Annotated in this window: 22 protein-coding genes; 14 read left to right on the forward strand and 8 right to left on the reverse strand. The window is 63.6% G+C overall.

Translation table 11 applies throughout. From position 1 onward, the window contains the following. Positions 1 to 61 precede the first annotated feature (61 nt). From rfaE1 to ACZ89F_RS03310, 3 genes are read left to right on the forward strand one after another with little or no spacing between them, the layout of a single operon-like run. Entirely contained in the window at positions 62 to 1,555 is a 1,494-nt protein-coding gene (gene rfaE1, locus ACZ89F_RS03300; RefSeq protein WP_476090380.1) for a D-glycero-beta-D-manno-heptose-7-phosphate kinase, read from the forward strand. Between the two features lie 7 nt (positions 1,556 to 1,562). After that, a complete protein-coding gene (locus ACZ89F_RS03305) occupies positions 1,563 to 2,135 on the forward strand; it encodes a D-sedoheptulose-7-phosphate isomerase (RefSeq protein WP_476090381.1) in 573 nt (190 codons plus the stop codon). After that, on the forward strand, positions 2,128 to 2,787 hold the full coding sequence (locus ACZ89F_RS03310; protein WP_476090382.1) for an HAD-IIIA family hydrolase: 660 nt from the start codon (positions 2,128 to 2,130) through the stop codon (positions 2,785 to 2,787). The genes ACZ89F_RS03305 and ACZ89F_RS03310 overlap by 8 nt, the downstream gene beginning before the upstream one ends. A 4-nt stretch (positions 2,788 to 2,791) precedes the next feature. On the opposite strand, the gene ACZ89F_RS03315 is transcribed toward ACZ89F_RS03310, so the two are convergent. Both ACZ89F_RS03315 and ACZ89F_RS03320 read right to left on the reverse strand, forming a co-directional pair. Next, positions 2,792 to 3,586 (reverse strand): glycosyltransferase family 2 protein, encoded by a 795-nt coding sequence (locus ACZ89F_RS03315; protein ID WP_476090383.1) that lies wholly within the window; start codon positions 3,584 to 3,586, stop codon positions 2,792 to 2,794. A gap of 258 nt (positions 3,587 to 3,844) precedes the next feature. Then, complete coding sequence (locus ACZ89F_RS03320; protein WP_476090384.1) at positions 3,845 to 4,324, reverse strand: Lrp/AsnC family transcriptional regulator; 480 nt, start codon at positions 4,322 to 4,324, stop codon at positions 3,845 to 3,847. Between the two features lie 252 nt (positions 4,325 to 4,576). Between ACZ89F_RS03320 and trxB the strand changes: the two genes are divergently transcribed. Further along, the gene (gene trxB, locus ACZ89F_RS03325) at positions 4,577 to 5,551 is read left to right on the forward strand and encodes a thioredoxin-disulfide reductase (protein ID WP_056595425.1); all 975 of its coding nucleotides are present in this window, start codon (positions 4,577 to 4,579) and stop codon (positions 5,549 to 5,551) included. Between the two features lie 79 nt (positions 5,552 to 5,630). Further along, positions 5,631 to 6,527: a LysR family transcriptional regulator gene (locus ACZ89F_RS03330; protein ID WP_378981989.1), complete on the forward strand. Its 897-nt coding sequence runs from the start codon at positions 5,631 to 5,633 to the stop codon at positions 6,525 to 6,527. Between the two features lie 167 nt (positions 6,528 to 6,694). On the opposite strand, the gene ACZ89F_RS03335 is transcribed toward ACZ89F_RS03330, so the two are convergent. The 3 genes from ACZ89F_RS03335 to ACZ89F_RS03345 all read right to left on the reverse strand — a co-directional run bounded on the left by ACZ89F_RS03335 (position 6,695) and on the right by ACZ89F_RS03345 (position 11,703). Next, the gene (locus ACZ89F_RS03335; protein ID WP_476090385.1) at positions 6,695 to 7,192 is read right to left on the reverse strand and encodes a methyltransferase family protein; all 498 of its coding nucleotides are present in this window, start codon (positions 7,190 to 7,192) and stop codon (positions 6,695 to 6,697) included. Positions 7,193 to 7,923: 731 nt separating this feature from the next. Continuing rightward, a complete protein-coding gene (locus ACZ89F_RS03340) occupies positions 7,924 to 9,975 on the reverse strand; it encodes an elongation factor G (protein ID WP_476090386.1) in 2,052 nt (683 codons plus the stop codon). A 198-nt stretch (positions 9,976 to 10,173) separates the two neighbouring features. After that, positions 10,174 to 11,703 carry a putative bifunctional diguanylate cyclase/phosphodiesterase gene (locus tag ACZ89F_RS03345; protein WP_476090387.1) on the reverse strand — a complete coding sequence of 510 codons (1,530 nt, stop codon included), beginning with the start codon at positions 11,701 to 11,703 and terminating at the stop codon, positions 10,174 to 10,176. Positions 11,704 to 11,985: 282 nt separating this feature from the next. Here ACZ89F_RS03345 and ACZ89F_RS03350 point away from each other — a divergent pair, with 282 nt between their 5' ends. Next, a complete protein-coding gene (locus ACZ89F_RS03350; RefSeq protein ID WP_476090388.1) occupies positions 11,986 to 12,381 on the forward strand; it encodes a (R)-mandelonitrile lyase in 396 nt (131 codons plus the stop codon). Positions 12,382 to 12,443: 62 nt separating this feature from the next. On the opposite strand, the gene ACZ89F_RS03355 is transcribed toward ACZ89F_RS03350, so the two are convergent. After that, positions 12,444 to 13,646, reverse strand: coding sequence for a pyridoxal phosphate-dependent aminotransferase (locus tag ACZ89F_RS03355; RefSeq protein ID WP_476090389.1), 1,203 nt, complete (start codon positions 13,644 to 13,646; stop codon positions 12,444 to 12,446). 195 nt (positions 13,647 to 13,841) lie between these two features. Here ACZ89F_RS03355 and ACZ89F_RS03360 point away from each other — a divergent pair, with 195 nt between their 5' ends. The 3 genes from ACZ89F_RS03360 to ACZ89F_RS03370 all read left to right on the forward strand — a co-directional run bounded on the left by ACZ89F_RS03360 (position 13,842) and on the right by ACZ89F_RS03370 (position 16,307). Then, positions 13,842 to 14,738 (forward strand): EAL domain-containing protein, encoded by an 897-nt coding sequence (locus ACZ89F_RS03360; protein WP_476090390.1) that lies wholly within the window; start codon positions 13,842 to 13,844, stop codon positions 14,736 to 14,738. After that, positions 14,735 to 15,583 carry an EAL domain-containing protein gene (locus tag ACZ89F_RS03365; protein WP_476090391.1) on the forward strand — a complete coding sequence of 283 codons (849 nt, stop codon included), beginning with the start codon at positions 14,735 to 14,737 and terminating at the stop codon, positions 15,581 to 15,583. Before ACZ89F_RS03360 ends, ACZ89F_RS03365 begins: the two co-directional genes overlap by 4 nt. A 115-nt stretch (positions 15,584 to 15,698) precedes the next feature. Further along, entirely contained in the window at positions 15,699 to 16,307 is a 609-nt protein-coding gene (locus ACZ89F_RS03370; RefSeq protein ID WP_476090392.1) for a glutathione S-transferase family protein, read from the forward strand. A gap of 230 nt (positions 16,308 to 16,537) precedes the next feature. Here ACZ89F_RS03370 and ACZ89F_RS03375 read toward each other — a convergent pair whose 3' ends face one another. Then, positions 16,538 to 16,750, reverse strand: coding sequence for a cold-shock protein (locus tag ACZ89F_RS03375; protein ID WP_010910991.1), 213 nt, complete (start codon positions 16,748 to 16,750; stop codon positions 16,538 to 16,540). A gap of 277 nt (positions 16,751 to 17,027) precedes the next feature. On the opposite strand from ACZ89F_RS03375, the gene ACZ89F_RS03380 reads away from it, so the two are divergent. Continuing rightward, complete coding sequence (locus tag ACZ89F_RS03380) at positions 17,028 to 17,357, forward strand: hypothetical protein (protein ID WP_109661289.1); 330 nt, start codon at positions 17,028 to 17,030, stop codon at positions 17,355 to 17,357. Positions 17,358 to 17,370: 13 nt separating this feature from the next. Here ACZ89F_RS03380 and ACZ89F_RS03385 read toward each other — a convergent pair whose 3' ends face one another. Then, positions 17,371 to 17,940: a methylated-DNA--[protein]-cysteine S-methyltransferase gene (locus tag ACZ89F_RS03385; RefSeq protein WP_476090393.1), complete on the reverse strand. Its 570-nt coding sequence runs from the start codon at positions 17,938 to 17,940 to the stop codon at positions 17,371 to 17,373. 181 nt (positions 17,941 to 18,121) lie between these two features. Here ACZ89F_RS03385 and ACZ89F_RS03390 point away from each other — a divergent pair, with 181 nt between their 5' ends. From ACZ89F_RS03390 to ACZ89F_RS03405, 4 genes are all read left to right on the forward strand, one after another. Further along, complete coding sequence (locus ACZ89F_RS03390) at positions 18,122 to 19,024, forward strand: transglycosylase SLT domain-containing protein (protein WP_476090394.1); 903 nt, start codon at positions 18,122 to 18,124, stop codon at positions 19,022 to 19,024. Positions 19,025 to 19,029: 5 nt separating this feature from the next. Beyond that, positions 19,030 to 19,518, forward strand: coding sequence for a GNAT family N-acetyltransferase (locus ACZ89F_RS03395; protein ID WP_476090395.1), 489 nt, complete (start codon positions 19,030 to 19,032; stop codon positions 19,516 to 19,518). Between the two features lie 269 nt (positions 19,519 to 19,787). Continuing rightward, positions 19,788 to 21,056 carry an ABC transporter substrate-binding protein gene (locus tag ACZ89F_RS03400; RefSeq protein WP_476090396.1) on the forward strand — a complete coding sequence of 423 codons (1,269 nt, stop codon included), beginning with the start codon at positions 19,788 to 19,790 and terminating at the stop codon, positions 21,054 to 21,056. A gap of 52 nt (positions 21,057 to 21,108) precedes the next feature. Continuing rightward, entirely contained in the window at positions 21,109 to 22,077 is a 969-nt protein-coding gene (locus tag ACZ89F_RS03405; RefSeq protein ID WP_476090397.1) for a carbohydrate ABC transporter permease, read from the forward strand. The last annotated feature ends 1 nt before the right edge of the window (position 22,078 follow it).

The raw sequence follows: 22,078 nt of genomic DNA on the forward strand, positions 1-22,078 counted from the left end.
CCCGTCTGACGATGATGACCAGCAAGATTGAAATCGGCCTTTTCCATGCGTTGCCAGTGACATGATCAAGCACAATCCGCCTTCCCCCGAACCCCTGCACCGCGCCATTGCGCGGTTCGGCCAGGCCACCGTGCTGGTGGTCGGCGACTTCATCCTCGACCGTTTCGTCAACGGCGTCATCGAGCGGATCTCGCCGGAGGCGCCGATCCCGGTGCTACACGGGCGCGGCGAGACCTCGACGATGGGCGGCGCCGGCAATGTCGTGGCCAACATCGTTTCGCTCGGTGCTACCGCTGTTCCCGTCTCGGTAATCGGCACCGATGTGGCGGGCGACAGCCTGGTGCGGATGCTCGGCGAGCTTGGCGTCGACACGGCTGGCCTGTCGCAGGATCGCGGCCGCATGACCTCGTCGAAGAGCCGCTTCAGTGCGCTCAACCAGCAGGTGCTGCGCTTCGACGAGGAGGAAATCAAGCCGCTGGGTGCTGCGGAGCGCGCCGGCCTGATCCGGCATTTCCGCGATGCATTGCCGCGCGCCGACATCGTCATCCTGTCCGATTACGGAAAGGGCATCCTGCTCGACGGCGTCGCCGCTGATCTGATCGCCATCTGCCGCGAGGCGGGAAAACCGGTTCTGGTCGATCCGAAGGGCCGCGACTATGCGCGCTATGCCAGGGCGACCGCCATCACCCCCAACCGCAAGGAACTTGGCGAGGCCGTCGGCCATGCGGTGTTCGCCGATGACGAGATTGTGGCTGCGGCACGCCAGCTGATTTCGGCACACGATTTCGACTTCGTCGTCGCGACGCGCAGCGAAAAGGGCATGAGCGTGGTCGGCCCAACCGAGGCACGCCACATCGCTACCCAGGCGCGGGAAGTGTTCGACGTTTCGGGCGCCGGCGACACGGTGATCGCGAGCTTCGCGCTGGCGTTGGCCGTAGGCGCCGATACCGTCATGGCTGCCTCGATCGCCAACGCCGCAGGCGGCGTCGTGGTGGGCAAGCGGGGCACCGCCCGGCTGACGGTCGAGGAGCTCACCGGCGCGCTGTTTCGCTCACACGGGCCGACCGCCCACAAGAACGCCATCCTCGATGCCACATCGGCCGCGCGCATGGTCGCGGCGTGGAAGGAAGAAGGTTTGAGCGTCGGCTTCACCAATGGCTGCTTCGACATCCTGCATGCCGGCCATGTCAGCCTGCTGCATGCTGCGCGCAGCCAGTGCGACCGGCTGGTGCTCGGCCTCAACAGCGACGCCTCGGTGCGGCGCCTGAAAGGCGCTGGCCGTCCGGTCAACGACCAGCACGACCGCGCCTGCGTGCTGGCAGCACTTGCCTCGGTCGATGCGGTCGTGGTGTTCGAGGAAGATACGCCGCTGGCGCTGATCGAGGCCTTGCTGCCAGACATACTGGTCAAGGGCGCCGACTACACGGTCGACACCGTGGTCGGCGCCGATGTGGTGCAGAGGGCCGGCGGACGCGTCGTGCTGGTCGATCTCGTCGCCGGCAAGAGCACCACCAACACCATTGGCAAATTGCGCGCCGGCGGCACCACAAACTGAGGGTTTCATGTCCGACTTGAACGATTACCTGGTCCGCTCGGCGGCTGCTATCACCGCCATGGTCGAGCGCGACCTCACCAGCGAGATGGAGCGGGCGGCGAGCGCCGTCGTGACGGCGCTTTCGTCGGGGAAAGCCTTGCTGATCGCTGGCAATGGCGGTTCGGCCAGCGACGCCATCCACATTGCCGGCGAGCTGGTCGGCCGCTTCCTCAAGGAGCGCAAGGCCTACAACGTCATCGCGCTGCCGGCCAATGCCGCCGTGCTGACCGCCTGGGGCAACGACTATGGCTTCGACACGGTGTTTTCGCGCCAGGTCGAGGCGCATGGCGCGGCCGGCGGTGTGCTTCTGGCAATCTCGACCAGCGGCAATTCGCCGAGCATCCTCGCCGCCGCCGAACAGGCGCGGATGATGGACATGACGGTGATCAGCCTGACCGGCGACACCGGCGGCAAGCTCAAGCCACTGTCCGACATCCTGCTCAACGTGCCGTCGACCTCGACGCCGATCATCCAGCAGGGGCATCTGTGCCTCTATCATTATCTGTGCGAGGTGGTCGAAGCGCGTCTCAGCAATGGCTGACTCCGCGACGTCCGGCCCCTTTCCGCTGGTGGAGCCAGGCCTATGGGTCGAGCGGGTCGGCCGGACGGTGTTTCCCGACGGTGCGCCGGCGCTGTTCCTCGACCGTGACGGCACCATCAATGTCGACACCGGTTATCCCGACGATCCGGCCGAAATGGTGCTGCGCGCGGATATCGCCGCGGCGATCGCTGCCGCCAACCGGGCCGGCATTCCCGTCATCATCGTCACCAACCAGTCGGGCATCGCGCGCGGCTATTACGGCTGGGGCGATTTCGCCGCCGTCAATGGCCGTGTGCTCGACCTGTTGCGCGCCGACAATGCGTTCGTGGATCTGGTCGTCGCCTGCGCCTATCACGAAGCGGGCTCCGGCCCGCTTGGGGTCGCCGATCATCCGATGCGCAAGCCCAATCCGGGCATGCTGCTGGAGGCGGCCAAACGCCTCGGCCTCGATCTGAAGCGTTCGCTGATCGTTGGCGACAAGCAGGCCGACATGGAGGCGGGACAGCGCGCCGGCCTCTCACAGGGCTGGCTGGTCGACGGGCAAGCGCCTGTTCAATCGGGCTTCACTGTCAGGTCCTGGCGCGACCGCGAGGATTTCAACGGCCTGCTCGCCGCAATAGCGGCACTTGGTGCTGCGTCAGGCGAGCCGTGATGGCTCATGCCGGATCGTTGTCTCGCCAGGCTTCATAGAGCTTGGCCTCGGTGGCGAACGAATACACCATCACCATCATCGAATAGATGAAGCCATGCCGGCCGCACAGGAAGTAGCGCTTGGCCAGGTAGAATTTCAGGAAGTTGCCGAGCGGCGACAGCACCAGTTTTACCAGGCCAGGCTTCTTGCCTCGTTCGACCAGCGTGGCAACCTTGAGGCTGGAGTAGGTGTTGGCCCTGGCCAGGTCCTCCGCGATGGTCATTTCGCGGCGGTGCAGCAGCACGCCATTTTCAATCGTGCCGGTTTCGCCTGGCACCTCGAACGATTCATGAACCCGCAAGTTGAGGTCCATGGTGGCCTTGTCTCGGCGGAAAAGACGCAGCAGCCTGTTGTGCAGCACCCAGCGGTGCGCATAGCCATAGCCCTTCAGCTTGTCGCGGCGCCTTATGTACCATCCGTCGAAGCCGACATTGCGAGGCTGCGTCACGTCCATGATCGACTGCCTGAGCAGGTCGTCGATGGCTTCATCGGCTTCAATCGAAAGGCACCATGGCTGCGTGGCCTGATCGAGGGCGAATTGCCGCTGGCGTGGAAATCCTGGCCAGTCGTTGTGAAACAGCCTTATCGGGTAGCCCTTGGCGATGAACTCCTGGACGACGTCCAGGGTGCCGTCCGTCGAGCCCGAATCGACGACGATGATCTCGGCGCAGAAGTCGACGCTTTCCAGGCACTGGCCGATCATGTCGGCTTCGTTCATGCAGATGACCAGCGCCGAAACCGGGCTAGCAAATCGAGTCATGGTCCCACCCCAAGGCACACTGTTCTCGGAATTTGCACTGCTTTGCGCCATCTGTTTTTACGCAATCCCCAAGCGCTATTCCCGGGAAAAGCGTTACACACTTTTTCTGGAATTGCTCTAGGAAACCAACAGAGCGGGCCACGGCAGAGCGATCCGGCTTTCTACACTACAGCCTATCGAATGCCAAAGCGGCCCTGATATGGCGAAACCCGCGACCCGCATCCGCCAGGTCCGATGTGGCGCTGGCGGTCAACCGGCTCAAGTCTGTGCAAACGAGACCAGCCCTTCATCCTTGACCCGGCGGATGGTGAGCGCGGTGCGCACCGTGTCGACATTGGGGGTCGAGGTCAGCTCCTCGATGACGAAGGTCTGGAAGGCGCCGAGGTCGCTCGCCACGCAATGCAGCAGGAAATCGGATTCGCCCGACACCATCCAGGCGTCGCGCACGATCGGCCAGCCGCGGGTGCGTTCGGCAAAGGTGCGCAGCTCGGCGTCGGCCTGGTGATGCAGGCCGATCAGGCAGAAGGCGACGACATCGAGGCCGAGCGCCGGTGCATTGAGCAAAGCGCGGTAGCCGCGGATGATGCCGGCTTCCTCCAGCCGCTTGACGCGGCGCAGGCATGGCGGCGCCGAAATGCCGACGCGGTTCGACAGTTCGACATTGGTCATGCGGCCGTCGCCCTGCAGTTCGCGCAGGATCTTCCAGTCGATGGCGTCGAGGTCGGCCTTGAGCGGCATGAGGGCTCTCGAGAAGTCAGGGGCAGCGCGCAAGAATCTTGCGTGATTTTGTAATTAAACGACTTCGCTGTCCATTCCATCCCTCACCCGGAATATTTCGCAGGATCAAGCGGGCAACAGGGTGCGACAAAGCTTTCCGGGGACGAATGCCAACTTGCCTTGCTGGCGTCGTGGGCAACACTTACATTACGCGCGATATCGACGAGTTTTCCATGCCGCAATTGCTGGCAACCCCTCCGCAGAGGCTTCTAGATGACCACCAAGCACGCGCCCGTTCTCATCATCGGTTCCGGCCCGGCCGGCTATACGGCGGCGGTTTACGCCGCCCGTGCCATGCTGAAGCCGATGCTGGTCGCCGGCCTGCAGCAGGGCGGCCAATTGATGATCACCACCGATGTCGAGAACTATCCCGGCTTCGCCGACCCTATCCAGGGTCCGTGGCTCATGGAGCAGATGCTGAAGCAGGCCGAGCATGTCGGCACCGACATCATCAACGACATCATCACCGAGGTCGACCTCAATGTGCGGCCGTTCCGCGCCAAGGGCGATTCCGGCACCACCTACACCGCCGACGCGCTGATCATCGCCACCGGCGCGCAAGCGAAATGGCTGGGCATCCCGACCGAACAGACCTTCATGGGTTTCGGCGTCTCGGCCTGCGCCACCTGCGACGGTTTCTTCTATCGCGGCAAGGATGTCGCGGTGATCGGCGGCGGCAATTCGGCGGTGGAAGAGGCGCTCTATCTGTCGAACCTCGCCAAGAGCGTAACGGTCATCCATCGGCGCAACGATTTCCGCGCAGAGCGCATCCTGCGCGAGCGGCTGCTGAAGAAGGACAATGTCCGCGTCATCTGGGACACGATCGTCGACGAGATCACCGGCCGTCCCGGCAAGACGCCGCTGCCACCCTCGGTCGAAGGCCTGAAGCTGCGCAACGCGGTGACCGGCGAGGAAACGCATCTGAAGATCGACGGCGTGTTCGTGGCGATCGGCCATGCACCGGCGGTCGAACTGTTCGCCGGCAAGCTGAAGCAGAAGCCGAACGGCTATCTGTGGACGGCGCCGGATTCGACCCGCACCGACGTGCCCGGCGTGTTCGCGGCCGGCGATGTGACCGACGACATCTACCGCCAGGCGGTGACGGCGGCAGGGCTCGGCTGCATGGCCGCACTCGAGGCGGAGAAGTATCTGGCCGGCATCGAAGTGCACCGCGAAGCGGCCGAGTAGAGAGTTCAGAGAGCGGCTTGGAAACGCCGTGTAAAAGCCTGATTTTTCATTCAGACGCCAAAACAGAACGAGGGGTATCATGGCGTTGGACTGGGACAAGCTACGCGTGTTTCACGCTGCGGCGGAGGCAGGGTCGTTTACCCATGCGGCCGAGACATTGCATCTGTCGCAATCGGCGATCTCGCGGCAGGTCAGCGCGCTCGAGCATGATGTCGGCGTGCCGCTGTTCAACCGTCACGCCCGCGGGCTGGTGCTGACCGAGCAGGGCGAAATGCTGTTCCGCACGGCGCACGACGTGCTGATGAAGCTCGAGACGATCAAGTCACGGCTGACCGAGACCAAGGACCGCCCCTCCGGCGTGCTCCGGGTGACGACGACGGTTGGGCTGGGCGCCGGCTGGCTGACAGAGCGGGTGCAGGAGTTCATCGAGCTCTATCCCGAAATCAGTCTGCAGCTGATCCTCGCCAACGAGGAACTCGACCTCACCATGCGCCAGGCCGATTGCGCCATCCGGCTGCGCCAGCCGCAGCAGCCGGACCTGATCCAGCGTCGCCTGTTCACCGTGCATTTCCACCTCTACGCGGCGCCTTCCTATGTCGCCAAGCACGGCAAGCCGGCTTCGGTCGCCGAGCTGAAGGCCCATCGCATCGTTACCTTCGGCGTGCCCGTGCCCTCGCATCTGTCGGAGCTGAACTGGCTGGAAACGGTCGGCGATTTCGACGGCGGACAAAGGGTGCCGACGCTGCAGATCAACGACATCTTGTCGATCAAGCGTGCGGTGCAGGGCGGTGCCGGCATCGCCATGCTGCCCGACTATGTGATCAGCAAGGACTCCGACCTGGTGCAATTGCTGCCGGAGACCGAAGTGCCGTCCTTCGACACCTATTTCGCCTATCCCGACGCGATGAAGAACCAGGCCAAGCTGCACGTATTCCGCGATTTCATCATCGCCAAGGCCCGAAGCTGGTCCTTCTGAGGGGCATATCGATATTCGGGTGATGCCGGCCTGCTAACAAAGGCTTCCTGTGCGTCCGGTACTCACGGACCCAAATGTCCGCCCCGTTCCGGTTCTCGCAATCCTCCGGTCTCGCTCGGCCTGACCTGAATCTCAACATGCCCCATGTGGCTCTGCTTCGATCTAATTTAGCCTCGCCAAGGCGTCAGCCGAGGCAGCCAGCCGGGCACGTTGCGGCGGTAGGTCTCGTATTCGGCGCCGTAGCGGTGGGCCAATGTCGGCTCCTCGTAGAACCGGACGAAGGAGCCCATGGCAATCGCGCCGATGACGGCATAGGCAGCCAGCGTCCAGCTCGAGAACAGCAGCGCCTGGCCGAGGATGATCGACAGCACGGCGACATACATCGGGTTGCGGACATGGCGGTAGATGCCGCCGATCACCAGCCGCTCGGTCGGGGCGACCGGAGCGGGCGTGCCGAGGCCCTCGAGCGCAAAGCGACCGAAGGCATGCAGCAGCACAGCGATAGCTGCGACGATCAGGAGCCCGCCAACGGGGACAAAGCCCGGCTGGCTTGACCACGGCAGGCCCCAGCGACCCGTCAACAACCAGGGCACCAGCCCGGCAACCACGCAGGGTGCTGCAATGAAGAAGGCCGCGCTGCCGGCGATCGCCGAAAACGTCCGCATTGGCTGCTTCCTCCCCGATTGCCTTGGAAATGAACGCCTGCTGCCTGCTTCCACATCATCACGCGGTTTTGGCAATCTGGGGCAAAAACCGGCGGCGGTTTGCGATTCTCTAGTGACAATCGCCCGGTTCAGCGCTTCATTTGGACGATTCTGCTGGTCCTATTGGCTCCTGGAATGGGTTAGACCACAGCCTGCGTCTTTTTGCATGCGTGTGTTGCAAAATAGATGCTTGTTTCTTGGGCATGATGAGCACATATATAGATCATCTCTTGGGCGCGTTCTCCTCCCATTAGCGCCCTCGAGTGTTCCCCTCTGGAGGTTAGCCTTAACAGGCACTTCCAATCAAACTCAGCCGGATCTTCGTTGATCCGGCTTTTTTGTTGCCTGTGCCCTGCTGGGTCGGCCAAAAACTCCATCACAATTGCCACGTAACAGTGACATGTAACCTCTGGTAACATATCCCGGACGCTCGCGACCTGCTATCTACAGCATAGGACGCGGTGTGGTTCGAACGGGAGATGGGGGCATCACTCGTACGGCCCGGGCTCAGGCGGCTACCGCGTCCGAACCGTTTCTTCCGCCAAAGTTCGGCGGCATCAAATGCGGCGGACCTGCCGTTTTACCTCCCAAGGAAACGGTCCGCGAACAAAACGACGCCCGGTCCCCGTCGGGCGTCGTTTTCTTTTTGCCCCTCGAACCGAGGTTCGAGGGGCGTGTGATGATGCTACGGGTCAGGCAGCCTTGCCGTTGGTGTTCATCGCCTCGTCGGCCAGACGGCCGGTGAGTTCGGCCATGTGGTCGAAGACGGCACGGTAGCTGGCGACCCCTGCGGTCGCCGAGCGCAACTCGATGATGAGGTCGCCGATCTCGGCTTGCGGCATGGTTGCTTCGACGACATCCCAGCCCTGCCAGTCAGGCCGCGCGTCATAGCCGAGGATCTGGCCGCGCCGCTGCGGGATGAGTGCGATGATCTTCGAGGTGGCGTCGGACGGTGTGACGATCTCGACCCTCATCACCGGTTCCAGAAGCACAGGCGAGCAAGCGGCCATGCCTTCCTTCATCGCCAGCCGTGCCGCCATCTGGAAGGCCATGTCGGAGGAATCGACCGCATGGTAGGAGCCGTCCGACAGGTTGACGGCGACATCGACGACGGGAAAGCCGAGCGGCCCGGACTTCAGATAATCGCGCACGCCAGTTTCGACCGACTGGATGTAGGTCTTCGGCACGACGCCGCCGGTGATGGTGTCGGTGAACTGGAAGCCGGAGCCGCGCGGCAGCGGCTTGATCTCGATCACCACGTCGCCGAACTGGCCATGGCCGCCGGACTGTTTCTTGTGCCGGCCGCGCTGCTGCGCCGGTTTGCGGATCGTCTCGCGATAGGGCACCGCCGGCGCATGGCCTTCGACCGGTATCTGGTTCTTGCCTTCCAGCCGCTCGCGTACGACACGCAGATGCATCTCGCCATGGCCCGACAGCACGGTTTCGGCCGAGTCCTGGTTGTGGCGCAGGCTGAGCGATGGGTCTTCCTCGGCCAGCCGCTGGATGGCGGCTGACATCTTCACTTCGTCCTTGCGCTCCTTGGGGCGCAGCGCGAAGGCGAACACCGGTTGCGGCGGCTCGAACTGGAACAGCTGTTTGGCGCCGCCCTTGGCCGAGCTCAGCGTCTGGCCGGTCTTGACCTCGTCCAGCTTGCCCAGCGCCACCGTGTCGCCGGCCTTGGCGATGGTCAGCTTGGACTGGTCCTTGCCGAGCATCCGGTAGATGCCTGAGACCTTGGCCGTGTCGCCGCCGGGCAGCCAGAGTTCGGAGCCGTCGACGACCTGACCGGAGAGGACGCGCGACACCGACAGCTTGCCGCCATGCGGCGTGTGGATGGTCTTCATCACCTGGACCAAGGTCGCCGCGCCGTCGGGTGCGCCGAGCCGCCTGCGAGTCGCCTCGATGTCCGGCGCGTCGTGGCGGATCGCCTTCAGGAGGCGCAGCACGCCGTTGCCTTTCTCGGCGGTGCCGATCAGCACCGGCGTTACCGCGCCGTCGCGCAGGTCGGCGGCGAGATCGTCAAAGATCGCGTCCTTGGGTGGCTCGATCTCCTCGAGCAGTTGTTCCATCAACTGGTCGTCATGGTCGGCCAGCGTTTCCAGCATGGAGAAGCGCGCCTCGAGTTCGCGCGCCTTGTCGTCGCCGGGTATCTCAGCCACCTCGCTTTCGGCATATTCGCGATAGATGTAGGCGCGCTCCAGCGCCAGATCGATCGAGCCGATGACGACGCCATCCTTGCGCAGCGGAATCTGGCGCAGCAGCAACGGCACGGCACTGGCCGGCTGCAGCATCTTCAGCGTGTCGCGCACACCGGCGATTGCCTTGTCGACCTTGTTGAGGAACAGGATGCGCGGCACGCCGAGATCGTCGAGCTTGCGCATGATCAGCTGCAGGGCAGGGATCTTCTTTTCGTCGGCCTCGGCTACGACCACCGCGAGGTCGCAGGCGGCCAGAACCGGCTCGGCCTCGAAGGAGAATTCGATGGAGCCGGGACAGTCGACGAAGGTGATCTGCTCGCCCATGAATTCGGTGGTGGCGATTGTCGCCTCGACGCTCATGGCGTGGGCGCGCGCCTCGGGCGAATGATCCGAAACTGTGTTGCCTGATGAAACGGGATTTTGTCGGGGAATTGAGCCCGTACGGGCCAATATGGCTTCGAGAAGTGTCGTCTTACCGCTTGCAAAGGGACCGACTATGGCAATGCATTTCGGTCCCGTGCGTCGTCCTCCGGCGCGAGTACCCATGACTGACCTCCACTCAGGCGTTTCCCGTAGGACCGACTGGCATGCATGGTTCAGGCGTGGTCAATCGGTCCTGAGCGGCGGCCGGCCTGTTCGACCGTCGCGGGCGGGGTTCTTTTCAAGTGCCACCTGCCCAAAGCCATCGTCCCACTTGTTTGCCGGCAGGGCAAGAAAAATAGAATTTTGCACTCTGCCGCTGCGTCAGGCGCTCAGCGCCAACGGCCCGGCATGGACGGCGAGCAGGGAAGCAACCTTGTCGCGCGGTGCCGGCCTGCCGAAGAAATAGCCCTGGAACCGATTGCAGCCAGCGGCCTTGGCGAGGGCGAACTCTTCTTGCGTCTCGACGCCCTCGGCGACGATGGTGACGTCCTGGATGCGCGCGATCTGTGCCAGCGCCGAAACGAAGATCTGCGCCACCTGGTCATGGGCAAGGCTGCGGATGTAGGAGCGGTCGATCTTGATGCTGTCGATGGGCAAGGTCTTCAGATAGTTAAAGCCGCAATGGCCGGTGCCGAAATCGTCGAGCGCGATGTGGAAGCCGAGGCCGCGCAGCGCTTCGAGGCGCCGCAGGATCTCGGGCGTGGCGGCGGTCGCCACCGTCTCGGTGATCTCGATGACGAATTGCGCGGCGGAACGGCCGGTCTCCTTCAACACGCGGTCGCACATGGCGACGATCTCGTCGCGCTTCAGCTGTTCGCCGGAGACGTTGATGGAGATGCGGCGACCGGGGAAGTGGCTGATGTCGGCGCAAGCCCGCTTGAACACCCATTCGCCAAGCATGTCGATCAGGGTCGATCGCTCGGCGATCGGAATGAATTCGGCCGGCGAGATCAGGCCGCGAACCGGATGGCGCCAGCGGATCAGCCCTTCGAAGCCATAGGCGGAACCGTCCGGGTTGACGATCGGCTGGTAGTGCAGTTCGAGTTCGCCGAGATAGACGGCCGCACGCAGCTCCCGTTCGACCAGGCGACGATAGCGCTTGTCGGACAGCATCTCCTCGTCGAACACGGTGACGCGGCCACGGCCCGCCGCCTTGCTTTCATAGAGCGCCAGGTCGGCAACCAGCATCAGTTCCGTCGTGCTGGAGGCATGTGTCGGCGCCAGTGCCACGCCGATGGAAATGGAGAGCGGGATGGTCTTGCCTTCATGCGATTTGCCGGCCCGCATGGCATCCAGCAATTGCCTGATATCCTTGTTGATGGCGGCGAGATCGCTGTGGGGAATGATGACACCGAACTCGTCGCCGCCGAGCCGTCCGACCAGGCCGCCGGCAAAGATGCGCTCTGACGTCTTGACCAGATACGCCAAGGCGAGGTCGCCGAACTGATGCCCGAACGTGTCGTTGAGCTGCTTGAAGTGATCAAAGTCGATCAGCAGCAAGGTCGCATCGCGCCGGTCGCGCATGCTGCCGAGACTGTCATGAAGCGCCTCGAGGAAATAGCGGCGGGTCATCGCCCCCGTCATCGCGTCCCTGGTCAGGAAATGATGTTTTTCCGCCTCCGCGGCGGCCGCCGACCGCAAGCAATGGACGACACTGCTGCGCATGTACATCAGCGCCAGCAGGGCCAGGCCGGTGGCCAGGATCGAGACAGTGAAAGAGGCGCCCGAAGGCAGGTTTTGCGAGATATCGAAAGCGCCGAGCACCGCGGCGCCGATGCTGATCAAAAGCAACAATTGAATGCCGCGATAGATGCGGCCGCTGTGGTCCCTGATCGTCGCCAGTATGCTCATCTCATCACCCCTGCACCCGCCGGCAAGGGCTAGAGGGCAGGCGTTAAAAAGCCCTTGAGGCGACCACGCCTGGCCGGCGATTTGACCCGCCCGTGCCGGTGATCGAACGTTCATGGTTAAGAAGCCTGCCGCGGATGCCGGCAGGGTGGCGGAGAAGGCCGATCGCAGTTGCACGCCGCGGCATATCGGAGGAAGGTGCCGGCTTGCGCCAATGTCATTGCGCCAATGCCACGAGAGGCGGTGTCCTGCCGCGAGCCCGTCACAGATCAAGGACCATCGACCATGAAGATCATTGCCTGCGGCAGCGTGCCGACCGTCATAGCGCCAGAAAAATACTTCACCGGCCGGGTGCTGCAGACGCCCATCATCGAGAAGGAGGCGCCGGCGCGGCTGCGGGCCACGCTGGTCAGCTTCGAGCCGGGCGCGCGCACCCACTGGCACACGCATCCGCTTGGCCAGACGCTTTATGTCACCGTGGGGGCCGGTCTCGCGCAGACCTGGGGCGAACCGATTCAGGAGATCAGGGCCGGCGACGTCATCTCGTTCGCGCCAGGCGAAAAGCACTGGCATGGCGCGGCGCCGAAATCGGCGATGACGCATATCGCCATGCAGGAGGCAATCGATGGCGTCCATGCCGATTGGCTGGAGGCGGTGACTGCGGAGCAATATGGCGGCTGAGGGGCTGAGCCAAAAACCCGGCGTCGAGCCGGGTTTTCATTGATTGCGATGCCGTGCGCCGATCAGGTCAGCGATGCCGTAAAACGCTGGATGCGCGTGCAGGCCTCTTCCAGTAGCGTCTCCGAGGTGGCGTAGGAGATGCGGAAGTTGGGGCCAAGGCCGAAGGCCGAGCCGAACACCACCGCGACACCCTCGGCCTCGAGCAGTTCCGAGCAGAAGGTTTCGTCGGTGTCGATCAGCTTGCCGGCCCTGGTCTTCTTGCCGATCAGCTGGGCGCAGGAGGGATAGACGTAGAAGGCGCCTTCCGGCGACGGACAGGTGATGCCGCGGGCCTGGTTGAGCATCGACACGACAAGGTCGCGCCTGCCTTGAAAGATCGCCTTGTTCCTGGCGATGAAGTCCTGCGGGCCGTTCAGCGCCTCGACGGAAGCCCATTGCGCGATGGTGCAGGCGCCCGATGTCTGCTGGCCCTGGATCATGTCCATCGCCTTGATCAGCTGGACGGGACCCGCGGCATAGCCGATGCGCCAGCCGGTCATGGCATAGGCTTTCGACACGCCGTTCATGGTCAGGGTGCGCTCGTAGAGTTTCGGCTCGACCTCGGCGATGGTCTTGAAGACGAAGTCGCCATAGGTCAGGTGCTCGTACATGTCGTCGGTCAGCGTCCAGACATGCGGATGCTTCAACAGCACGTCGGCGAGCGCGCGCAGTTCGGCCTCGGTGTAGGCTGCGCCCGACGGGTTCGACGGCGAGTTCATCAGCAGCCATTTGGTCTTCGGCGTGATCGCCCTTTCCAGCACGGAAGCGGTCAGCTTGAAGCCATTGTCGATCGAGGTGTCGGCAAATACCGAGGTGCCGCCGCAGATCGCCACCATCTCTGGATAGCTGACCCAGTAGGGGCGGGGGATGACGACCTCGTCGCCGGGGTTCAGCGTCGCCATGAAGGCGTTGAACAGAATCTGCTTGCCGCCGGTGCCGACGATGGTCTGCTCGGGCTTGTAGTCGAGATTGTTCTCGCGCTTGAACTTTTTCGAGATCGCCTCGCGCAGCGGCACGATGCCCGAAACCGGCGGATACTTGGTCTCGCCACGGCGGATCGCCTCGATCGCCGCATTCTTGATGTTGTCTGGCGTGTCGAAATCCGGCTCGCCGGCGCCGAGGCCGATAATGTCACGGCCGGCATTTTTCAGCTCGCGCGCTTTCTGCGTCACCGCGATGGTGGCGGAAGGCTTCACGCGGGAAAGAGTGTCGGCAAGAAAGGCCATGACCAGATATCTCCAAACTAGGTCGGCGCGGGCCGGGAGCGGCCGCGGCGCTTCTCATGTCGCATGATTTCGCGCAGTGCAAGCATTGTCGGCTGATCCAGGTCTCAAGGAGCCGTGATCGGCAACAATAAATTCATTAACGAGCGGTAGAGGCTTGAGTGACAGGATCGCAGACCAATTGCGGAGCGAGGAACCGTGTCGCGCAGCGTCGGGCTTGCCCACATCATCCGTCAGGACGACGGCACCTCCACCGGTGTCTGGGGCATCTACACGCTGCAAAGCGCCTTCCAGCCGATCTTCGCCTTCAACGAAGGCAAGCTGTCGGTGGCCGCGTTCGAAGGGCTGATCCGGCCGTTCCGCGACGGCGAGCCGCAATCACCGATGAATTTCTTCTCGACCTGTCCGGCCGCCGACCGCCTGCATATCGAGGCGCTGACCAGGACGCTGCATCTCCTGAACGCCGGCGCATGCCTGCCGCAGGAGGCGTCGATCTTCGTCAATTTCGATCCGTCGGTGTTCACCGAACGCACCGTTGCCGACGTCGCCTTGCGGGAAATGCGGCTGGTGCTGCATGAGGCCGGCATCGATCCGCGCCGCGTCGTCTGCGAGGTGACCGAGCAGCGGTCGACATCGCAGGAGACCCTGCACAACTTCGTCGCGGCACTGAGAGCCAACGGCTTTCGCATCGCCGTCGACGATTATGGCGCCGACGATTCCGACATCAACCGCATCAAGGAACTGAAGCCGGACATCGTCAAGTTCGATGCCTACTGGATCACGCAGCTGATGGAATCCGGCGCCGGTTTCGCGCTGCTGACCACCATGGTGAAAAGCTTCGAGGAGCAAGGCATCCGCACGGTGTTCGAGGGCATCGAGGAGGGCTGGCAATTGGAGCTTGCCGAGAAATCGGGAGCGTCGATGGTGCAGGGTTTCGTGCTGGCGCGACCCGAACTGGCGCCGACCAGTTTTCGCGTTTTCGGCAAGAACCGGCCGGCACCCGTCGCCGCAGCCGTCGACGACGCGCCTGCTCCCGCCCCGGCACCGCATTCGGGGCGGCCGGTGAAGGCGTTCGGGCGCCGGGTGGCGCCATGAGGCTCGAGCGGCGGCGCAATGTCGGCGATGCGATCCAGGTCGACGAAGTCGGCATCGAATACGGCATCTATGGCGAATTCCGGCTGCGCAGCGCCTATCAGCCGATTTTCGCGCCGCGCGGCCGGTTCCTGCACGCGGTCGCGGTCGAAGCCTTGATCGAGCCGCACCGTGCCGGCCGGCCCGGCGCACCGCGGGTTTTCTTCGAAAGCATTGCCGCCTCGGACCGGCTGTTTGTCGAGACCATGTGCCGGGCGCTGCATCTCAGGAATTTTCGCAACATCGGCGTCGACGGGCTCGACCTGTTCTTCAACTACAATCCACTGATCAACGACCATCCCGGACGGGCGCTGGCCGAGATCCGGCTGATGACCAGGCACCTCGGCGAGTTCGGCCTCGCGCCGGGCATGCTGGTTTGCGAAATCACCGAACAGGCGGCCGATGACGCGCTTCTAACCCGGCTGGTGCGCGAAATGCGGCGCGACGGCATCCGCATCGCCATCGACGATTTCGGCACCGGGCACTCGACCGAGGAGCGGGTGAGCCTGCTCAGGCCCGACATTGTCAAGATCGACGGCACCTGGTTCGCCGAGTTCTGCCGCCACGCTGCCGCCGAGCGGTTCTTCCGCCCGCTGGTCAACAGCCTGCATGACCGTGGTGCCAAGGTGCTGGTCGAAGGCATCGAGCAGCCCATCCATCTGCGCGTCGCGCTCGAAGGCGGCGTCGACCTGCTGCAGGGGTTTCTTCTCGCCCGCCCCGCGCTTGCCGGCACGGTAGTTGAGGAAAAGCCGCTGGCCATCGATACGCTGCTGGGCAGGGATAACAAGGTGGTACCGCTGTTCGGCTAGGGCGCCGGTATCCACACATCAACGGCGCTGATCGTCGTACCAAAACAAATCATTGGTTGAGGGCGCCGCCGCTGCGATAGTTGCGCCAGTGGAGACCGCGCTCCGGGGAACAGCCATGATACTTTACGGCATGATCGACAGCGGCAATTGCTACAAGCCGCGCCTGCTGATGGCCAAGCTTGGCCTTGCCTTCACCAATATCGAGGTGAGCTCGCACACCGGCGATACGCGCAAACCCGACTATGTCGCCAAGAACCCAAACGCCATGGTGCCGCTGCTCGAGCTCGACGATGGCCGGCGGCTGGCCGAATCCAATGCCATCCTGCTCTATCTCGCCGAAGGCACGCGCTTCCTGCCGGTCGACCGATATGAGCGCGGGCTCGCCTATCAATGGCTGTTCTTCGAACAGTACAGCCACGAACCCTACATCGCCGTGCGCAAGGCGCTGCTGACCTTTCCCGAAAGAGCCGGGGATGCAACCCCGGAGCGCTTGGCGGTGACGCTGGAGCGCGGCAACAAGGCGCTCGGCGTGATGAACAAGCATCTGGAAAACAACGCCTTCTTCGCCGGCGGCGCGCTCAGCGTCGCCGACATCGCGCTCTATGCGTACACGCATACGGCGGAGCAGGGCGGCTTCCAGCTCGACGCCTATCCGGCGGTGGCGGCCTGGCTGAAAAGGGTGGAGGCCGATCCGGGGCATGTGCCGATCGGATGGGTGGGGTAAGCGGCGACACAGCGTCCGTCTCGCTCAGGCCCAGACAGCAAAAAGGCGGGATAAATCCCGCCTTCCCATGCTTGGTAGCCTGATTGGGAGCGTCCGGTCCGGGCTGGCAGCTATCTGCTGATCCAGCTTGTCGGGTCTTTCCGCTCCAGCGCGCTTCTCGCGCGACTGTCAGTACATCCGTGACTTGCCGCCCGCCCCGAACTCTCGCTCGGCGCGCGCACTTCGCAAAATCAGGCTGCCTTGCTCAGAGATCCAGCGGACGACTTGCCAGTGCGGCGGTCCTGCTCGATCTCGAAGTTGATCTTCTGGCCTTCGACCAGGGTCGACAGTCCAGCACGCTCGACAGCGGAGATGTGGACGAAAACGTCCGCGCCGCCCGCGTCAGGCTGAATGAAGCCGAAGCCCTTGGTGGCGTTGAACCACTTGACCGTTCCAGTTGCCATTTTAGATAGTCCTTCAACATTTGCTTTAGTTTGACCAGACCGAGGTCCAGCCGGTGTGCATCGAGATTTTGGAGATAGACGTCAGCAAACGCGAAGATCGCGAGGCCCGGATCGATCGGCCGAAATATCAATGGAAGGCATATAGGCTGGTTTCGCATAAAAAACAAGACTGCGTGAGAAAGCTGTGATCGCGGTGCTGCCCAACGGCTGCCCCAATCTGCTGAAAACGTTGCGACAGATCACGCTGTCCTCGAGCGGCGGATCAGGGGAGAGGACCATGAAAACCATTCTGCTTGCCGCCTGCCTGACGCTGGTGGCCGCCGAGGCGCAGGCGGTCTCGCGCTACGACCCGACCCGCATGAGCTGCGGCAAGGTTCAGGCGACGATCGCCCGGCAGGGCGCGGTCATCCTGCGCTACCAGTCGACGCGGGTGCCGGGATTGCCGCTCTACGACCGCTATGTGCAGAGCCAGCAATTCTGCACCATGGGCGAGGTGAGGACGCGCGCCTACGTGCCGAGCGCCGACACCAAGTCCTGCCCGGTCTACAACTGCAAGCGACCGGACAATGACCGGCATTTCCGTCGGCGGTTCTTCCATAATAATTAGACACCTGCCTGCATCAAAACCCGAAGGAAACCTGCGCCGGTGGCGGCGGGCCGACGCGCACGCCTTCCATGGCCAGCATCTTCTCCTTGGTGACCGAGCCGCCCGGCGCCGAGAAGCCGCCGATCTTGCCGCCGGCGGCGAGGATGCGATGGCAAGGGATGACCAGCGGCACCGGATTGGCGCCAAGGGCGGCGCCAGTCTCGCGGGCGAGCCCGGCATGGCCGGCGGTTTTGGCCAGCTCACCATAGGTGGTGGTTTCGCCGAAGGAGAGTTTTCGCGCCGCATCGTAAATGGCGAGGCGGAAATCGTCGACGCCGTCGAGATCGACCGGCACAGCGGAGAAATCGACGTCCTCGCCGGCCGCATAGGCCTTGATCGCTGCGATCAGCTCGACCACCCATGGCGGCTGGGCCGTGGAGGCGGAAACGCCGCCATGGCGCAGCAGGCGCCGCTCCACCGCTTCGCGGCTGCGTTCGGGCAGGCAGAGCCGGATCAGGCCCTTTTCGCTCCACGCAATGCCCATGAAACCGATCACTGTTTCTAACACTGCGTGGCCGGCCGTGATCGAAGATGTCGTGTCCATGATGCGTTCCTTTCCGCAAAGTGGCGAAAACCGGGATTCGTCCCGGTACATATCCAGAACAATATGGCATCAGAGGCCAAGTCTCGCCACCCGAAAACCACCTGATGGCCCCGATTGCCGCTCATGAATCGCTGGTGTAAGGGATTTCTTAACAACCCGACAAATCGGACCCGAGCGCGGCTTGCCAGCAAAATTCAATCTTATCGTGATCGGCGTGATCCTGGCCGCCGCCGGCATCAGCGGTTGCACGTCGACCTCGCAGATGAAATCCGCGCCTGCTCTTACCGAAACCGCGACCGTCGCCGGGACTGACGCCGGCTTCACCGTGCCACTGCCGGAGACGGTTTCGGTACTGCCGGAATCATCCGGTATTGCGCCCGTTCAGACGGCCGAGCTGCCGCTCGATCCAGCAGCACAACCGGTGGCAGCTACCGCCGCCTTTGCCGGTTCGACGCCAGCGGCACCAGCGGTGCCTGCCGTGATGACCGCCAATGCCTGGCAGGCGCCGCCGCCGGCAAACGCGAGCGAGCCGGTCACGACGGCCGAGACCTATACGACCGCGGGGCTCGTCATGCCGGCGACCGCCAAGGGTGACCGGATGCCCGGCGTCCAGCAGGTCGCCTATGTCGTGCCGCAGAACCCAGCCGCCCTGGTGCAGGGTCCGGTCGGGCCGACGGAAGAACACGCAACAGGCGTGCGTGGCGATGTCGAGCGGCTGATCGAGAAATATGCCGCACTCTACCAGGTGCCGGTGGACCTGGTGCGCCATGTCGTCAACCGCGAGAGCACCTTCAATCCGAAAGCCTACAACAACGGCCATTGGGGGCTGATGCAGATCAAGCACGCGACGGCGCGCGGCATGGGCTATGACGGACCGGCCAAGGGCCTGTTCGACGCGGAGACCAATCTGAAATACGCGGTCAAATATCTGCGCGGCGCCTGGCTGGTGGCCGGCGGCAATGCCAAGAAGGCCGACTGGCTCTACCAGACGGGCTACTATTTCGATGCCAAGCGCAAGGGCCTGCTCGAGGCAACCGGCCTCGGTGTCGACCGCAAGCGCCGCCGCCTGCAGCCCGACGCCTGAGCGCGATGCCTGAACCGCGCCCGCCGGCTCTCAACGACATCCGACTGCGCAAGATTCTCGACGAGACGCTAGTACCGCCGCATTGGCCGGACGGCTTTGTCATGCGTAGCTTCGAGCCCGGTGATGCGTTGCCCCTGCATGCGCTGTTGACCGAGGTGTTCGACGACGGCGCCGATGGCCCGTTCGACGAGTGGTGGCCGCGTGTCGCGGATGATCCCGAATTCGACCCGGCACTGTGCTTCCTCGTCATCGACGCCAAGGGCCGGCTGGCGGCGGCGGCTCTGTGCTGGACCCGCGCCTTCGTCAAGGACCTCGCCGTTCATCCCGAGGCGCGCGGCAAGGGAATTGCCGAGGCGCTGATGTGGCACGCCTTTGCCGTTTTTCGCGAACGCGGCGCCGACCATGTCGACCTCAAGACCAACACGGTCGAGAATCCCGCCGCCGTCCGGCTCTACGAGCGGCTGGGGATGATGCCTGTCGCCTGGGAAGGCTAAGAGACTGTTGGAAATTCTACTCTGGCGGCCATCTGATGGCGTTTTCTGCGCTTCCGTTGCTCACGGACCAGATGTCCGCTGCGCTACGGTTCTCGAAACCACCACCATATGACTCGCCAGAGCGAATTTCGAAACAGTCTCTAGGGCAGTTCCAGCCGCGTGATTTGGGAACCCAAAGCGCCGCTTCGCATTCAATGGAAGGTGGGGTCTGACAAGCTGCCGGCGCGTGGGAGGTTTCCGTCGCCGGCCGCAGAGGGACATCCTCCACCATGAAGCTTTTTCACGCATTCCTGGCGCTCGGCGTCGCCGCCATGCTGGTTGGCACGCCGGTGCGGGCCGTCGAGCTGTCGATCGTGTCGGGCGATACCGGCGACGGCATCAAGGTGCTGCGCGAGATCCTCGACCGTTACGAGAAAGACAGCGGCAACAAGGTCAGCATCGTCGTCATGCCGACGTCCGGCACCGATCAGTTCGGCCAGTACCGGCTTTGGCTTGCCGCCGGAAACAGCGACATCGACGTCTACCAGACGGACGTGATCTGGGCGCCGCAGCTCGCCAGCCAGCTCGTGGATCTGACCGCGGCGACCAAGGACATCGTAGCTGAGCATTTCCCGTCGATCATCCAGTCGCAGACCGTCAATGGCAAGCTCGTCGCCTTGCCGATCTTCACGGATGCGCCGGCGCTCTACTACCGCAAGGATCTCCTCGACAAATACGGCGCCAAGGTGCCGGCCACCTGGAAGGAACTGGCAGACACCGCCAAGCTGGTCATGGACAAGGAGCGTGCGGCCGGCAACCCAGATATCTGGGGCTTCGTCTTCCAGGGCAATGCCTATGAGGGGCTGACCTGCGACGCGCTCGAATGGGTGATGTCGAATGGCGGCGGCCAGATCATCGAGCCGGACGGCTCCATCTCCATCAACAACCCAAAAGCGGCGGCGATGCTCGATATGGTCAAGGGCTGGGTCGGGACCATCGCACCGCCCGGCGTGCTTGCCTACCAGGAAGAGGAGTCGCGCGGCGTGTGGCAGACCGGCAATGCGGTGTTCATGCGCAACTGGCCCTATGCCTATGCGCTCGGCAACGGCCAGGGATCGCCGATCAAGGGCAAATTCGACGTGGCACCGCTGCCGGCCGGCACGGGCGAGGGCGCCCGACCGGTCGCAACCCTGGGCGGCTGGAACCTCGCCGTCTCCAAATACTCGAAGCATCCGGATGCCGCGATCGAGCTGGTCAAGTTCATCGCCTCGCCCACGATGCAGAAATACCGCACGCTGAAGACGTCCAACCTGCCGACCATCCAGGCGCTGTATGACGATGCCGACATCGCCAGGGAACAGCCGATTGTTCCGCGCTGGAAGCAGATCTTTCTCAATGCGGTGCCGCGTCCCTCGGCCGCGACCAGGATCAAGTACAACGAGGCGTCGAGCCAGTTCTGGAACGCCGTTCACAACACACTCTCGGGCGACGGTACTGCCGCCGACAATCTGGCCGACCTCGAAGCGATGCTCACCAAGCTGAAGGGCCGAGGCTGGTGACGCGACGATGCCGGGGCATCCGCCCGGCGGGACCGCAAGGAGCGGGTGCGAGATGACAAGAATTGAACCGGTACCTGAAACAGCCAGGGCTGCGCACTCGCCGTTGACGGCACAGCGCGTTCGCTCTGCGTGGCTTTTCCTGGCGCCAATGCTTCTGGTGCTCGCCGGGGCGGCCGGCTGGCCGCTTCTGCGCACGGTCTATTTCAGCTTCACCGACGCCTCGCTGGCCGACCTCGACGCGCGCCAATGGGTCGGCTTCGCCAATTATTTCTCTGTGATGCACATGCCGAGCGGCCGCATCCTCTACGATGGTCTGCTCGTCGACCCGGTCTGGTGGCGTGCCGTCTGGAACACGCTGCGTTTCGCGGTGATCTCTGTGACCTGCGAGACCATCCTCGGCATGATCGTTGCCCTGGTTCTCAATGCCAAGTTCGCCGGTCGCGGCATCGTCAGGGCGGCGATCCTGATCCCCTGGGCCATTCCGACGATCGTCTCGGCGAAGATGTGGCAGTGGATGCTCAACGACCAGTTCGGCATCATCAATGTGGTGCTGCTCAACCTCGGCCTGATCAGCGGCAAGATCGCCTGGACGGCCAACGCCGACACGGCGATGGCGGCGGTCCTCGTCGTCGATATCTGGAAGGCGACACCATTCATGACGCTTCTCATCCTGGCCGCGCTGCAGATGATGCCGAGGGAGATCATCGAGGTCGCCAGGCTCGACGGCGCCAACCCCTGGCAGATCTTCTGGCGGGTGACCTTGCCGCTCATCCGCCCGGCGGTGATGGTGGCTGTGATCTTCCGCGCGCTCGATGCACTGCGCATCTTCGACCTGATCTATGTGCTGACGCCCAACAATGTACACACCAAGTCGATGTCGGTGTTCGCCCGCGAGAACCTGTTCGAGTTCGACAAGTTCGCCTATGGCTCCGCCGCCTCGACCCTGCTCTTCCTGATCCTCGCTTTGCTCACCATCGTCACCATCCGGATCGGCCGGATAAGCCTGGACGGAGGCCGCTGAC

It is taken from the genome of Mesorhizobium sp. USDA 3734 (genome assembly GCF_056279665.1).